Here is a 14,043-nt window from a genome sequence, read left to right as displayed (position 1 = left end):
GAGCGGATCTTTTTTTCTATCAAAAAGTGAGGTGAATGCGGTATGCGCATTTTACATACAGCTGACTGGCACCTCGGCAAAACGCTGGAAGGCAGAAGCAGGCTGAGCGAGCAGGCCGAGGTATTGGAAGAGCTGAATACCATTGTCAAGGAAGAAAATATTGATGCGGTCATTATGGCGGGGGATGTATTTGATACGGTCAACCCGCCTGCGCTCGCTGAACAATTGTATTACGAAAGTCTTTCCGCGCTTTCTGACGGCGGAAAGCGCCCGGTTGTCGTCATTGCCGGAAACCATGACAATCCCGACAGGCTGGCGGCGGCTTCTCCGTTAACAAATGAGCGCGGCATTCATTTAATCGGCTATCCGCGGACAGAGCCCGTCCATATTGAGGTGCCGTCGGCGGACGAGCTGTTAGCCGTAGCCGCGCTGGCATATCCGTCAGAGGCGAGATTAAACGAAGTGCTTTCTGATACGTTTGAGGAAAAGCTTCTTCGCGATCATTACGATGTCAAAATCAGAGAGGCGTTTGCTCACATGTGCGGACTGTGCCGGGGCGATGCCGTGAAAATCGCGGCGAGCCACATTTATGTCGCGGGAGGAAATCAGACTGATTCAGAGCGTCCGATTGAAGTCGGGGGCGCTTACACAGTTGCCGCTGACAGCCTGCCGGCTGATGCGGCTTACGTGGCTCTCGGCCATCTCCACCGTCCGCAAACGATCAAGCGCGCCAAGACGGCTGCCCGTTATTCAGGCTCTCCGCTGGCATACAGCTTTTCGGAAGCCGGTTATGCCAAATCGGTGACGGTGGTAGAAGCGAAGCCCGGCGGAGAAGCGAAGTGGAAAGAGATTTTCCTGTCTTCCGGTAAACCGCTCGTCAAATGGAAAGCGCAGGGGCTGAGCGAGGTTCACGGCTGGCTCGATGAAGGGCGTGACCGGAATGCCTGGATCGATCTTGATATCCATCTGACGGATCAGCTTTCTCTCGAGGAAATTCATCGGCTGAGAAAGGCGCATCCCGGCTTTATCCATATCAGGCCGGTTTTTGAAGAAAAAGAGACCGAAAATGACCGGATTGAAGTGAAACACACATCAATTGAAGATCGATTTAAGAAGTTTTATGAAAAACAAACGGGCGGCGGCGTGCCGGATGAGGAGATGGTCAAGCTGTTTTTAGAGCTTGCGTCAGCAGATGATGAGGAGGATGCGACATGAAGCCGATTCTGTTAACGATAAAAGGGCTCCACAGCTTCAGGGAGGAACAGACCATTGATTTTGCCGGACTGTCAGGAGCCGGGGTGTTCGGGATTTTCGGGCCGACCGGAAGCGGAAAATCATCAATCCTTGATGCCATGACACTCGCTTTATACGGAAAAGTGGAGCGCGCCGCAAATAATACGCACGGCATCCTGAATCATGCCGAAGATCAGCTCGCCGTCTCATTTACATTCGCGCTTCAATCCGGCCACCGGGTTTCCTACAAGGTCGAGCGCGTTTTTAAGAGAACGGATGAAACGAAAGTAAAAACCGCCCTCTGCCGCTTGATTGAAATCAAAGACGAACAAACGGTGATGGCCGATAAAGCGAATGAAGTGAACAAAAAGGTGGAAGAGCTTCTTGGCCTGACCATTGACGACTTTACAAGAGCCGTCGTGCTGCCGCAAGGAAAGTTTGCCGAGTTTCTGTCACTTAAAGGCGCGGAAAGAAGACATATGCTCCAGCGCCTGTTTAATCTGGAACAGTACGGGGACAGGCTTGTCAAAAAATTGCGGCGGCGGGCACAGGAAGCGGCAGCGAAAAAAAATGAAATGCTGGCCGAACAATCCGGCCTCGGAGACGCAGGAGAAGATGCGCTGAAGCAGGCTGAACAGCAGTTTCACGAAGCGAACGAACGGCTTGAAGAAGCTGAGAAGAAACGGGTCCGGGCAAAAGAGCGCTTTGAGAATCACCAGGAAATTTGGAACCTGCAGACAGAAAGAGATGAATATGAGCGCCGGGAGAAAAAGCTTGAGGAAAGACGCCCGTACATCACGGATTTGACTGAGCGTCTTAAAGAGGCGGAAACAGCTCTCGCCCTTGAGCCGTACGCAGACCGTTACACAGAAGCCGTCCGCCGGAAGCAGCGCGCCGAACAGGAACACGAACTGGCCAAACGGAAATCAGAGGCGGAAACTGTTTCATTTACCCGGCAAAATGAAGCCTATGAAGCATGGCGGGCCCATAAGGCCGAACAGGAGCCGAAGCTTGTCAAGGAAGAAGAGTTGTATCAAAGACTTTCAGCCATTGAACAAAAACTGCTTGAAGCGAAAAAAGAAGCGGAAAAAACAAATGCGGAACACAGCAAAAAAGAGGAAGAATACGAAGCCGCCTCGAAACAGCTGGCCGGAGTGAAAGACCGCCTGACCCGCGGCCAAAACAGGCAGAATGAGCTGAAAGAAGAGCTGAAAGCAGTTCAAGTGACCGCCGATGAACGGAAAAAATGCCAGACCGCCGCACAGCTGGCGGCAGGCTTTCAGCAGACACAGGAACAAATCACGAAAGAACGGGCCAATCTGACAACGCAGCTGAAAAACGTGGAGAAGCTGAACGGAGAAAGCGAGTCGCTCACAGCGAAAGCGAAAACGGAAGAGGAAGATATTACGCACGCTTATCAAACGCTTCAAACCGTTTACCATATGGTCTGTGAAACGGAACGTTCACTGAAAGCCGCAGCCGAACGGGCTGACAAAACGCAAGCCGATCTCCGCAGGCGCTCAGAGGAAGCGAGAACGGCTGCATTAACAAAAGAATTATCGGAAAAACTAATCGAAGGAAAGCCTTGTCCTGTATGCGGCTCGACGCAGCATGACCGCCCGCGTTCCGCTCATGAAACATTCTCGCCTGATACGGCTGTACAGGAACAGCTGCAGCAGGTTGAAGCGCTGCTTTCTGAGGCGGCGGCTCTTTCTCAGGAAGTGCTGACAGCCAAGGTTGCATTAGAAGAACAGTCGGGGCGTTTTACCGAAGAATGTCCGTTTCTGCAAAGCGTCCGGGTTCCGGAGCTGGAAGCCGCTTCCTCCATCAGCGGACGCCCGCTTGATGAAGCGTTCAGCGCCGTCCGCTTGGAATGGAAACAAATGAAACAGGATATGCTGTCGGTAAAAGAGAAGGTCACAAGACTGATCAGCGCGCATCAGCAGACGGTGAAACAAGCTGAGCAGCTGGCCGAACGAATCCGCTACGAGGAAAAAGAAGCCGGCCGTCTCAGACATTCATTAGAAGAGCTTGAATCGCTGTCAGAAAGCCGATTGAATCAGTACAACGAAGTCTGCGGTGATATTCCGCCAAACCGGATTGACGCTTGGCAGGCTTCGATAGATGAGAAGGACAGGCAGGCAGAAGAATGTGAGAAGCGCATTGAAACAAGCATCGCATTCCTCAAGGAACATGAAGAGGAGAAAGAACGCCTGCAGGAGATGAAGCATCGGCTTGAACGGGAACGGCTCGAGCTTCACTATGCGTCTGAGCGCCTGCAGCAGGTGATTGACGGATATGAACAAGAGCTCGGAACAGCAGCTGAAGAAACATCAATTTCCGCAAAGCTTGAAGCGGTGCGGCAGGAATTACAGCTGTTAAAATCGAAAGAACAGTCCCTATTCGACGCGCTGAAGCAGGCGCAGCAATCACTGAATGACGCAAAAGGCCGGGAATCCGGGAGTCTCATGTCACTCAGGGATGCTGAGACCTCCCTTGAGAAAGCGCAAAACGACTGGCGCGTGAGGTCAAAAGACACCGGGTTTGCCGAGCCGGACCAAGTCAAAAAAAGTCTGCTTCCGCAAGGGCGTGCAGAGGAAATGAAAAAAGAAATAGATGAGTTCATGGACACCTCAAAACAGCTATCGGCAAATATCAGCCGTGTTACTGATAAATTAGCCGAGCGCCGGATATCGGAGGAAGAATGGACAGCATCCGTTTCTCTGCTGAAGCAGGCAGAGGCTGAGTCAGGCGCCGCCATGGAGGAAAAAGGAGCACAGGCAAAAGCCTTCGCGGTTATGCAAAAACAGCATAAGCGCTTTAAAGAGATTGAAGCCGAACTGAAAAGCTGGCAGACACAGATTGACAAGCTTGATAAGCTCCAGTCTGTATGTAAAGGCAATACATTCGTCGAATTTTTAGCGGAAGAACAGCTGGAAAGTGTGGCTCGGGACGCCTCTGCCCGTCTCGGAGCTTTGACAAGGCAGCGGTATGCCATATTAGTCGATTCAGAAGGCGGTTTCGTCATGCGTGATGACGCGAACGGAGGCGTCAAACGGCCCGTATCAAGCCTTTCTGGCGGAGAGACGTTTCTGACATCGCTGTCGCTTGCGCTTGCCTTGTCCGCCCAGATTCAGCTGCGGGGGCAATACCCGCTGCAATTCTTTTTCTTAGATGAAGGATTTGGAACTCTTGACCAAGGGCTCTTAGACACCGTTGTCACAGCGCTCGAAAAGCTGCAATCGGACAACTTATCCGTCGGAGTGATCAGCCATGTGCAGGAGCTGAGAGCGCGTCTGCCGAAAAAATTAATCGTTCATCCGTCCGAACCGGGCGGGAAAGGCACCCGGGTCACATTGGAGATCATGTAGAAAGGAGAAGGAATCATGGCCGATTCTGCCGAGGGCACATGTGAATTATGCGGCCGCCATCATGTGCGGCTGACGGAGCACCACTTAACGCCTAAGGAAGAAGGCGGGACATTCCTTCCGACCGCAATGCTCTGCATCCCTTGTCATAAACAGGTTCACGCGCTCTATACGAATCAGGAGCTTGCGGCAAGGCTCGCGGGAATAGATGAGCTGCGGCGTGACCCGAAACTCGCGCGGTTTGTGAAATGGATCAGAAAACAGCCGCCGGAAAAGCTTGTAAAAACAAAAAAAGCAAATGAACGAAAATAACGCTGAAACAAAAGCAGCCCTCTTCTGAAAGAGCGGCTGCTTTTTAGGCGTTTCCGACCACATTTTGATCGCTGACATCGGGGTCTATATAGTTTGTCGCATTGACAACGTTGTTTAATAACAGGAAATCTCCGGTATTGCCTGCTCCCGAACCGAGCGCAGATTTAGAAGAGCTTTTTGGAGAAAGGTAAAAGGAATCACCAAAGTTTACGACTCCGCCCGATATGGAATTGATAGCTATAGGTCCGGTAATTGCTGGCATAAACGACACCCTTTATAGAAGTCTCACCGTCATTATATGTCAGGGCTGCTGTGATTGTGAGCTTGGCGTGAAGATCTGCCTAATATGTTTCAGCCGCGAATCTCCCAGAACGATCGACGTCGATCCGATTTGAACCACGGACGCTGACGATACCCCTTGAACTTTCACATTCCTTACCCGAATTGAAGGGTTTTCATGGCAGAATGCGCTTTGGACTCCCGTTTCCGGTAACGGCATGACGGCCGGCTGCCGAAAAATCTGGTATTCTTTTTTGTTAAATGAGCCTTCATCATCTCTGTATACAGCAAGACTACGCTGATCGGCCAATACTTTGATCCGCATATTGATTTCATTCGTATCGCCTGCTTGAAAGACACTCGCAATCCCGACTGAATTGATTTTGGCGTTCCGGAGGCGTGAAATGCGCTTTAACATTATTCCGGCGCCAGCGGCACATAAGGCCCGATAATAAGAGATTCCGGAGGCGTGTCAAAGATGGAAGACAGATAGACGGAATCGGTGTCGCCGATTAATAATAAGGAAGAACTGGACACACCGGTAGACCGGATGTCGCCGACTTCAATATTCCGGTTAATCACTGTAAAAATCATGACGGATCATCACCTTTCATTTCACCAGGTATGTGCTTAATAAAGTGCTCGACGGCCCTGACAATATCACGCTTCACATGTTCGGCAATCTGCTCGGCATATTGCGCGGGCGCCGTATTTTCTTCTTTCGGGACATGGGACAGATAATAATGAATCCGGCTGTCCATCTGCTTTCTGATATCTTCAATAATATGATATTTGTTCGCTTCGTCCAGCCTGCTCTCATACTGAGTTTCGAGCTGTTCTAAAAGCGCGGGGATTTCTTCATTCAGGTACATATCGACGTTTTGGCGGATTTGCTGCATTTGCTGGCCCGCCTGTTCCTGCTGCATCATTCCGACCTGCGGAGATGTCTGGCCGACTTCGAAGTTTTGCACGGCATTCGGATCAGTCGGATTCAATCCGATATTCAGCGTTCCTTCCAGCCGTTCAATTTTCAGCTGATCAAATTTATACTCGAGCCGATCGATTCTTGTAGAAGGCTGCTGCTTCAGCGTTGAAATTTCATTTTGGAATTCTTTCAGCTGCCGTTCGAGCTCCTGAATCTGCTGCGCCTGCTGCTGGACGAAAGAATTTAAATTCTGCAGGTAGGATGAAACGGATTGATCATACATGACATTCACCTCGCGTCTCGTTTCCTTCATTAAAACTACCGGCTTGGCGGCTGGAGCGGTACAAATGATGAGGTGCCGGGACCTCCCCCTGTTGTTACAGTCTGCTGCCCCGCGGTGACAGGCGGCGCCGGCTCAACATAACTCCCTGTGTTGTACAGATTGGAAAGAGATTTAATTGAACCGGCGCTTCCGATTTGCAGTATGGAGGAATTGCTGACAGATTCTACACGCATGTAATTGATATGGATCGACTGATTGACGTAAAAATTCATACGGCGCCTCCTTTATGCGTTTCCTGCCATCGGCTGATCGATTACATCATTATCGTACACATTCGTTGAATTCCTGTAATTCGTCAGTGTGAGATTGTCTCCGGTATTGAAGCTGCCCGCTCCGGCAAATGTCTTAACCTCTGCTTTTGGAGAAATGGTGATGCAGTCGCCTATATGAACGACTCCGCTCGTACCGACGGCATTAATTTTAAACGCTCCGACAATTGCGGGCATACGAGCACATCCTTTTCGTGAAGATTTTCATGACTGCACTCCAGGAGCTTATCTGGGCTGCCTGCCTAAAATAGCTTATGACAAATGCACATTTTTGTGAGCGGAAAAAACTTTAGACGTAAAAACACCGGCGCTTTACGCATGCCGGGTCTTATACATAAATGATACAGATTTATATACATATCACGTTTATGAGAAAGCCTCTTTTTTTCCTGCGGTGCGGCCGTGCTCAATCTGTGCGGCCGGGTTCAGCCCGCTGTCTTTCGTTTGTTGGATGAGCCCGCCCCGGCACCCGTTTAAAAGGCTGTCCAGCTCCTGGCTGCACCTGATGGTCTCCGTTGCATTGATTCCGAATTTTTGCGCTGTCTCGAATAAAGTTAATCTTTTTTCTTCAATTTTGTTCATCGTGTGATCTCCAATTCTCGATTATTTTGGAAAACATAGGATGATAATAGTATAACCCATTTTGGCCAAGAAGGTTTTATTTCGTCAATATGACTAAAAAAGTGACAATTTTTGATACTCTTTTACACTTATTTTCAGCCTGTTTAAAAGAGGAATTTCCCGCCAGGAGGAAGAATACATAAAGGAATGCCAGATTTAAAAATGATGGGGGATTAACATGAAATTTGCGACAGGGGAACTGAACAGCCGAACATTTGTCGGTCTGATCATTGATGATGACAAAATCTTAGATCTGCAAAAGGCTGAAAAAAAATTGTTTGAACTTGAGACGATTCCGGGTTCGCTGATCGAGTGCATTCAAAAAGGAGATAAGTTTGTCGCGCATGCCGGACAGCTTGCGGAATGGGCGAAAAAACCGAATGATGAGTCGGGTTCATTTATGTATGCGCTGTCTGACGTAAAGCTTTGCGCGCCTATTCCGAGACCTTCAAAGAACGTGATCTGCATCGGGAAAAATTATCGTGATCATGCTGTTGAAATGGGGAGTGAGGCTGATATACCGGAGCATCCCATGGTTTTTACGAAAGCTCCCGCTGCCGTTACAGGACACGGAGAAACAGTGGACAGCCACTTGGACGTAACGGAGCAGCTTGATTATGAAGGGGAGCTTGCGGTCATCATATCAAAAAGCGGATCGCACATCTCCAAAGAACATGCGCTTGATCATATATTCGGCTATACAATTGTAAATGATATAACAGCGCGCGATCTGCAGAAGAAACATAAACAGTTTTTTATCGGCAAAAGCCTCGATACGACATGCCCGATGGGCCCGGTCATTGTACATAAGTCGGCCGTCAGTGATCCGCAAAGCCTGAAAGTTGAAACGCGGGTGAACGGAGAACTGCGCCAATCAGGATCAACGGGTGACATGATTTTTCCGATAGCTGAATTAATCGAAACGCTGTCAAAAGGAATGACGCTTGAAGCCGGTGACATTATAGCGACGGGGACGCCGTCCGGTGTCGGAAAAGGGTTTAAGCCGCCGAAATTTTTAAAGCCGGGGGACCGCATTGACATTACAATTGAACCGATCGGCACGCTGTGGAACCAAATCGGATAATTGTGTGTCTTTCGCACGATTGATAATGCTCCGAGCGGCTTGTTGTGGTACCATAAGTGAGGCAGATTGATCTGATAGGGGGAATTGAACATAATGACACATTGGCATATTACTTCATGGGTCGTTGCGCTTATCCTGGTATTTGTCAGCTACGGGCTGTACGGTTCCGGAAAAGCGAAGGGCGCAAAAGTTACACATATGATTCTGCGCTTATTCTACATTATTATTATTCTGACCGGAGCTGAGCTTTTTGTCCGTTTTGCGAATTGGAACGGAGAGTACGCCGGAAAAATGCTTCTCGGCATCATTACCATCGGACTGATGGAAATGCTCGTCATCCGTAAGAAAAAAGGCAAATCAACCGGCGGATTGTGGATCGGTTTTATTATCGTGCTCGTCCTGACGGTGCTGCTCGGCCTACACTTGCCGATCGGCTTTCACGTATTTTAATCAATCGCTTGAAAAACCCGGATGCATCCGGGTTTTTTTTAGTCGCGCAACTGTGCCGCTGAATGAGAAATGCCGTGGCAGGGGGATGTTGATGAGGCGAAGAAGATTTGCAGGATGCCAAAAGCGTCAATCACTCTCGTTACCGCAAAAGCTGCGGCTGTGAAGGGTAATAGCAAACGCCGGGCGTCAATCAGCGTGAAAAACAAAGCTAAATACATCAGGCGGCACCTATTTAAAAGGTGCCGCCTGTTTGTTACGCGGTGCCGTCTTGTTTTGCCGCTGAATACATAATGGAGCGCCGCCCGTCAGATGCCGTCCATTCAAATCTGTCGTGTTTACCCGAGCTGCCGCGGTGATGCTGCAGGGCGCATTGTGCGTCATCCGCCGAGAAGTGATAAAACGAAACGCCTTCACCGGAAAACAGCGCCTGATTGTAGGAAAATACGCAATCATATACAGACAGGCCGAACCCGTGAAGATGGCTGAGAAACAGCAGAAACGTTTCATCGTCCAGCGAATCGAGCAAGGTTAACAGCGGCCGTTTGACCGCCTTTTCATAACGGATTTCTTCCCCGCCGAGCAGGGGGATGGTGTCTGCGCCGATTTCGGCCGCACCGCCGCAAATCCGTGCCGGCTGCCATCTGCCCTCGCGTTTCATCAATACGTCTGCGTTACCTAGACTGTCTGCCAGCAGGATATCGCCTTCATCGTTTTCGACGAGGCAGATGCCGTCCTCTATCATCAGGGTGCCGCGCCCCCATTTGTTTTTTTCTGAGAAAAGCTGTTTTCGTTTCATAACCGTGCCGGTCTCCTTTGTTTGTTTCTTCTCTTCCGTTCTTTCCAAATCGGGCTTGTCTCATACAACTCTTAGTGGGACAAATCAACTATCTGCGTTTCTTTGCATAAACTGGGTAAAGTGCTGATAGAAACGAATTTGATACCGACAGAAACGGGATTGGAGCTGATATCACATGTGTGGAATTGCGGGTTGGGTCGATTTTCAAAAGCAGCTCGTCCAAGAGAAACATATTATGAACAATATGATAGACACTCTTTCAAAACGAGGGCCTGATGATTCAAACGTCTGGGGAGAACCCCATGTTTTATTCGGACATAAAAGACTTTCGGTCGTTGACATTGAAGGCGGCCGCCAGCCGATGGCCTGCACGCATCAAGAGGAAACGTACACCATCATTTATAATGGCGAGCTGTATAACACGGAGGAATTGCGGAAGGAGCTTCAGGCGAGGGGCCACCGTTTTGAGAGGACCTCTGATACAGAAGTGCTGCTGCACAGCTATATTGAGTGGCGGGAGGAGTGCGTGGACCGCTTGAACGGTATTTTCGCTTTTGCCATCTGGGATGAGAAGCGCAAGCGGCTGTTCGGGGCAAGAGACCGGCTCGGCGTCAAACCGTTTTTTTATAAAGAACACGGCTCTTCCTTTCTGTTTGGGTCGGAATTGAAAGCCATCCTTGCTCATCCTGATGTGAAAGCCCGCACAGACAGCGGCGGACTTGCGGAAGTATTCGGACTCGGACCATCCAGAACTCCGGGCTGCGGGGTGTTTAAAGGAATTCACGAGGTGCGTCCCGCCCATGCGTTCACTTTCTCAAAGGACGGTTTGTCCATATGGCGTTATTGGAATGTAAAGAGCGAAAAGCATACAGACAGCTTCGATGAAACCGCGGCTCACATTCGGTACTTATTTCAGGATGCAGTGACACGCCAGCTCGTATCTGACGTGCCGGTTTGCACGTTTTTATCAGGGGGGCTTGATTCGAGCGCGATAACCGCGATAGCCGCCGCTCATTTTGAGAAACAAGGCAGAGATCCCCTTCATACTTATTCCATTGATTATGAGGAGAACAGCAAATTTTTTAAAGCGAGCGCCTTTCAGCCGAATGATGACGGCCCGTGGATCGATAAAATGACAAATGCATTCGGCACACAGCATCATAAGTGCGTGATTACGCAGGATCAGCTGGTTGAACACCTGGAGGAATCCGTTCTCGTCAGAGATCTGCCGGGCATGGCTGATGTTGATTCCTCGCTATTATGGTTCTGCCGGGAAATTAAAAAAGATTTTGTCGTGAGCCTTTCCGGAGAATGCGCGGACGAAATTTTCGGCGGATATCCGTGGTTTCACACCGCGGCAGAAGAAGACGGATTTCCTTGGATGAGGTCGACTGAGGAGAGGATCACGCTCTTGGATGAAAAGTGGCAAAAACGGCTGAATCTTAGAGAATACGTGAATGCGAGATATGAAGAAACCATTGCGGAAACGCCGCTGTTAGACGGTGAGACGGGAACAGATAAAGCGAGACGGCAGCTGTTCTACTTAAATATGCTTTGGTTTATGACAAATCTGCTCGACCGCAAAGACCGAATGAGCATGGGCGCAAGTCTTGAAGTACGGGTGCCGTTCGCCGACCACAGACTTGTGGAATACGTTTGGAATATTCCTTGGGAAATGAAAATGCATGGCAGCCGGGAAAAAGGCATCTTGCGGAAAGCGCTTGAAGGACTGCTTCCTGAAGATATTTTGTACCGCAAAAAAAGCCCTTATCCGAAAACGCATCACCCGAAATACACGCAGGGGGTTACAGAATGGCTGAAAACGATTTTACAACAGAAAGATTCCGTGCTTCACATCCTGCTTGACAGAAAGAAGCTGGAAATGCTGCTGGAGACAGAAGGTTCATCTTTTCAGGTTCCGTGGTTCGGCCAGCTGATGAAAGGCCCGCAGCTGATCGCCCATCTTGCCCAGATCCATACATGGTTTGAGGCGTATCGTATCGATATAGAAGAATAACAGTGCCGCGACCGGTTTCCGCTGAAGGATATCGGTCTTTTTATTGTGAAACATATGGTACACTAAAAAACAGAGGAGTGATACCATGACCGAATACGAAACATGCGCCCAGCTTGCCGAGGCGCACTTTCCTTTATATAAACGGACTTTCTCATCCCTGCCGCCAAAAAACAGGCGGGCCGCATGGGCGGTGCTTGCTTTGTTTCACGAAGCTGACCGGCTTGATGTGCAGGAACTTGGAGGATTTGAACAGGCGGCACAAGACTTTCTGAACGGGTCCCGCGCCGACGGCTTTTTGTGGGAGGCGCTCACCGATGCGCGGCAGCAATTTGCGCTTGAAGAAGAGCCGTTACGTGAGTTTATCGCCGGCCAAATCTCTGACAGAGAAAAAGTAACGTATCAAGAGTTTGATGACCTGCTGATGTACGCGGGCCAAACAGGCGGAGCCCTCGGCCTGCTTCTGCTGCCGGTTTGCGCGCGCCGGAACCAAGAGAAACTCCGCCATGCAGCCGTTTCATTAGGAGCAGCCATTCAGCTGACCCGGGTGCTTCTGGAGGTCCATACGGACGAGCGGGCGAAAAAGCGTCTCCCGCGCCAGGTGATGAAGCAATTCGGCTATACGGAAGAAGAGCTGGAGAGCCATACCGTCAACAAAGCTTTTATGAATGTATGGGAGTACATCGCATTCGAGGCCGAGGCGTATTTCGAGGAGGCGTCTGAAGAGCTGGAGCTGTTTCCGTTATACTCAAGGCCCGCCGTTACCGGTTTAGCGGCACATTACCGGTCAGAGCTCGGTGACATGAGACAACGGCTTTCACAAGCATAAAAAAACGCCCGGCTTCATAACGAAGCTTCGGGCGTTTATGCAATCCCTTTTTGAATCCAAATCCGCGACCGCCATCTTCTGTACATAAGAATGCCTCTGACCCATTCATCCGCGATAAATGAAATCCAGATGCCCATAAGCCCCAATCCGAAATGGATGCCGAACAGATAAGCGAGCGGCAGTCCGATACCCCACATGGAAATCATTGCCATGTAGACGGGGAATTTTGCATCTCCGGCAGCCCGCAGCGAGTTGATGATAATGACATTGAATGAACGGCCGGGCTCAAGAATGATCGTCATGGCGATCAGCATGCTCGCCGTCGCAATAATGTCAGGGCTGCTTGTGAAAATTCCGATCAGCTGCTTTGAAAACAAGGTCATGATCACGGATGTCAAAGCGGCAATGCCAAGCGCCCAGTACAGACTTTTCATGCAGCGGTCATAAGCGTCGTCAAACCGTTTGGCGCCGATATATCTGCCGATCAAAATCTGTGTGCCCTGGCTGATCGCCGTTCCGAACAGCAGGATAAACATGGTGATGTTTTGTGTATAAACCTTTGTCGTAAGCGCCTGAGCGCCCATAATGGCGATAAAATAAGTGACAACCATTTGCGAAATGTTGTAAGACAGCTGTTCGCCGGCAGACGGAATCCCGATTTTCAGGAGTTTCCGCAAGTGCTCTTTATGGACGTGAAAAATCTTTTGCCATGTCAGACCGAGTCCGATGCGTTTTTTGACGATCACAATCATCGCGACCAGTCCGATGATCCGCGCGAAGGACGTTGACATCGCAACACCGGCGACGCCTAACACCGGAAGGCCGAGCGGCCCGAAAATGACAAGAAAGTTTCCGGCAATATTTAAAATATTCATCCCGATCGTAACGAACATCGTATCCTTCGTATGACCGTAGCTTTTTAAAATGGCGCTGAACGTCATAATCAAAGCCTGAATGAAGGACAGCCCGCCGACCACCTGCAAAAAGACTTTGGCATCCGGCATCAATTCATTGGAAAGACCCATCACATGAAGCAGCGGAACGGCCGCAAAAAATATGGCGGCGCTGATGGCGAGACTGATGACAAAGTTCGCTCCTATTGATACATAAGCCACTTCCTGCGCCTCTTTTTTCTGTTTAGAGCCTAAAAACTGTGAAATCACAATTGTCGTGCCCGTTGCGATAAAGCTGAACATCACGATAATTAAATTTAAAATCTGATTGCTGACACCCACGGCCGCCACACTGTTGTCAGAGTATTGGCTAAGCATAAGAGTGTCGGCGTTTCCCATAAACATATATAATGAAACCTCAATAAATATCGGCCAAGTCAGCGCGTATAATGAGAGTCTGTGATCAGAGGATTGTTTGAACGCAGCCCGTTTTAAAATCGCTTGTTTCATTTCTTTTAACCCCTTTCCTGACAAAATCAACGTTTAAAAGTGTACCTCCATTTTCTTATAATAAAAAGGGAGAGAAACGAAACTTCTTGCAAAAATCCGACTTAAAAAGGAGGGCCG

The 14,043-nt window shown here is 49.6% G+C and carries 17 protein-coding genes; 7 read left to right on the top strand and 10 right to left on the bottom strand.

The window, feature by feature from the left end:
* The first annotated feature begins 42 nt into the window (after window positions 1–42).
* The 3 genes from sbcD to BZ167_RS04160 are packed head-to-tail and all read left to right on the top strand — an operon-like array spanning window position 43 to window position 4,913.
* Window positions 43–1,215, top strand: coding sequence for an exonuclease subunit SbcD (gene sbcD, locus BZ167_RS04170; RefSeq protein WP_061861331.1), 1,173 nt, complete (start codon window positions 43–45; stop codon window positions 1,213–1,215).
* A complete protein-coding gene (gene sbcC / locus BZ167_RS04165) occupies window positions 1,212–4,604 on the top strand; it encodes an exonuclease subunit SbcC (RefSeq protein ID WP_061861332.1) in 3,393 nt (1,130 codons plus the stop codon). The genes sbcD and sbcC overlap by 4 nt, the downstream gene beginning before the upstream one ends.
* A gap of 15 nt (window positions 4,605–4,619) precedes the next feature.
* Entirely contained in the window at window positions 4,620–4,913 is a 294-nt protein-coding gene (locus BZ167_RS04160) for an HNH nuclease-like protein HlpB (protein ID WP_060562128.1), read from the top strand.
* A gap of 43 nt (window positions 4,914–4,956) precedes the next feature.
* Here the strand turns inward: BZ167_RS04160 and BZ167_RS04155 are convergent, their stop codons facing one another.
* The 7 genes from BZ167_RS04155 to BZ167_RS04125 all read right to left on the bottom strand — a co-directional run bounded on the left by BZ167_RS04155 (window position 4,957) and on the right by BZ167_RS04125 (window position 7,311).
* Window positions 4,957–5,175, bottom strand: coding sequence for a spore germination protein (locus BZ167_RS04155; RefSeq protein ID WP_003155143.1), 219 nt, complete (start codon window positions 5,173–5,175; stop codon window positions 4,957–4,959).
* Window positions 5,176–5,214: 39 nt separating this feature from the next.
* Complete coding sequence (locus tag BZ167_RS04150) at window positions 5,215–5,610, bottom strand: spore germination protein GerPE (RefSeq protein WP_007409166.1); 396 nt, start codon at window positions 5,608–5,610, stop codon at window positions 5,215–5,217.
* On the bottom strand, window positions 5,610–5,786 hold the full coding sequence (locus BZ167_RS04145; RefSeq protein ID WP_003155141.1) for a hypothetical protein: 177 nt from the start codon (window positions 5,784–5,786) through the stop codon (window positions 5,610–5,612). The genes BZ167_RS04150 and BZ167_RS04145 overlap by 1 nt, the downstream gene beginning before the upstream one ends.
* Window positions 5,783–6,400 carry a spore germination protein GerPC gene (locus tag BZ167_RS04140; protein ID WP_061861333.1) on the bottom strand — a complete coding sequence of 206 codons (618 nt, stop codon included), beginning with the start codon at window positions 6,398–6,400 and terminating at the stop codon, window positions 5,783–5,785. Before BZ167_RS04140 ends, BZ167_RS04145 begins: the two co-directional genes overlap by 4 nt.
* A gap of 35 nt (window positions 6,401–6,435) precedes the next feature.
* A complete protein-coding gene (locus BZ167_RS04135) occupies window positions 6,436–6,672 on the bottom strand; it encodes a spore germination protein GerPB (RefSeq protein WP_007409164.1) in 237 nt (78 codons plus the stop codon).
* 12 nt (window positions 6,673–6,684) lie between these two features.
* Window positions 6,685–6,906 carry a spore germination protein gene (locus BZ167_RS04130; RefSeq protein WP_003155135.1) on the bottom strand — a complete coding sequence of 74 codons (222 nt, stop codon included), beginning with the start codon at window positions 6,904–6,906 and terminating at the stop codon, window positions 6,685–6,687.
* Between the two features lie 189 nt (window positions 6,907–7,095).
* The gene (locus tag BZ167_RS04125) at window positions 7,096–7,311 is read right to left on the bottom strand and encodes an aspartyl-phosphate phosphatase Spo0E family protein (RefSeq protein WP_007409163.1); all 216 of its coding nucleotides are present in this window, start codon (window positions 7,309–7,311) and stop codon (window positions 7,096–7,098) included.
* Between the two features lie 217 nt (window positions 7,312–7,528).
* Between BZ167_RS04125 and BZ167_RS04120 the strand changes: the two genes are divergently transcribed.
* Together BZ167_RS04120 and BZ167_RS04115 are read left to right on the top strand one after the other, a co-directional pair.
* A complete protein-coding gene (locus BZ167_RS04120; RefSeq protein ID WP_015417183.1) occupies window positions 7,529–8,434 on the top strand; it encodes a fumarylacetoacetate hydrolase family protein in 906 nt (301 codons plus the stop codon).
* A gap of 93 nt (window positions 8,435–8,527) precedes the next feature.
* Complete coding sequence (locus tag BZ167_RS04115) at window positions 8,528–8,884, top strand: YisL family protein (RefSeq protein WP_015417184.1); 357 nt, start codon at window positions 8,528–8,530, stop codon at window positions 8,882–8,884.
* Between the two features lie 38 nt (window positions 8,885–8,922).
* On the opposite strand, the gene BZ167_RS20085 is transcribed toward BZ167_RS04115, so the two are convergent.
* Together BZ167_RS20085 and BZ167_RS04110 are read right to left on the bottom strand one after the other, a co-directional pair.
* On the bottom strand, window positions 8,923–9,102 hold the full coding sequence (locus BZ167_RS20085; protein WP_226998544.1) for a hypothetical protein: 180 nt from the start codon (window positions 9,100–9,102) through the stop codon (window positions 8,923–8,925).
* Window positions 9,103–9,137: 35 nt separating this feature from the next.
* On the bottom strand, window positions 9,138–9,680 hold the full coding sequence (locus BZ167_RS04110; protein ID WP_061861516.1) for a DUF2777 family protein: 543 nt from the start codon (window positions 9,678–9,680) through the stop codon (window positions 9,138–9,140).
* Window positions 9,681–9,855: 175 nt separating this feature from the next.
* Between BZ167_RS04110 and asnB the strand changes: the two genes are divergently transcribed.
* Together asnB and BZ167_RS04100 are read left to right on the top strand one after the other, a co-directional pair.
* Entirely contained in the window at window positions 9,856–11,697 is a 1,842-nt protein-coding gene (gene asnB / locus BZ167_RS04105) for an asparagine synthase (glutamine-hydrolyzing) (RefSeq protein ID WP_061861334.1), read from the top strand.
* A gap of 85 nt (window positions 11,698–11,782) precedes the next feature.
* Window positions 11,783–12,523, top strand: a complete 741-nt coding sequence (locus BZ167_RS04100; protein ID WP_033574503.1) for a squalene/phytoene synthase family protein — start codon at window positions 11,783–11,785, stop codon at window positions 12,521–12,523.
* A gap of 35 nt (window positions 12,524–12,558) precedes the next feature.
* On the opposite strand, the gene BZ167_RS04095 is transcribed toward BZ167_RS04100, so the two are convergent.
* Window positions 12,559–13,926 carry an MATE family efflux transporter gene (locus BZ167_RS04095; RefSeq protein ID WP_061861335.1) on the bottom strand — a complete coding sequence of 456 codons (1,368 nt, stop codon included), beginning with the start codon at window positions 13,924–13,926 and terminating at the stop codon, window positions 12,559–12,561.
* Between the last annotated feature and the right edge of the window lie 117 nt (window positions 13,927–14,043).

It is taken from the genome of Bacillus sp. 275 (genome assembly GCF_001999205.1).
Classification (GTDB): Bacteria; Bacillota; Bacilli; order Bacillales; family Bacillaceae; genus Bacillus; species Bacillus velezensis.
This window is presented reverse-complemented; position numbering and strand designations above follow the sequence as displayed.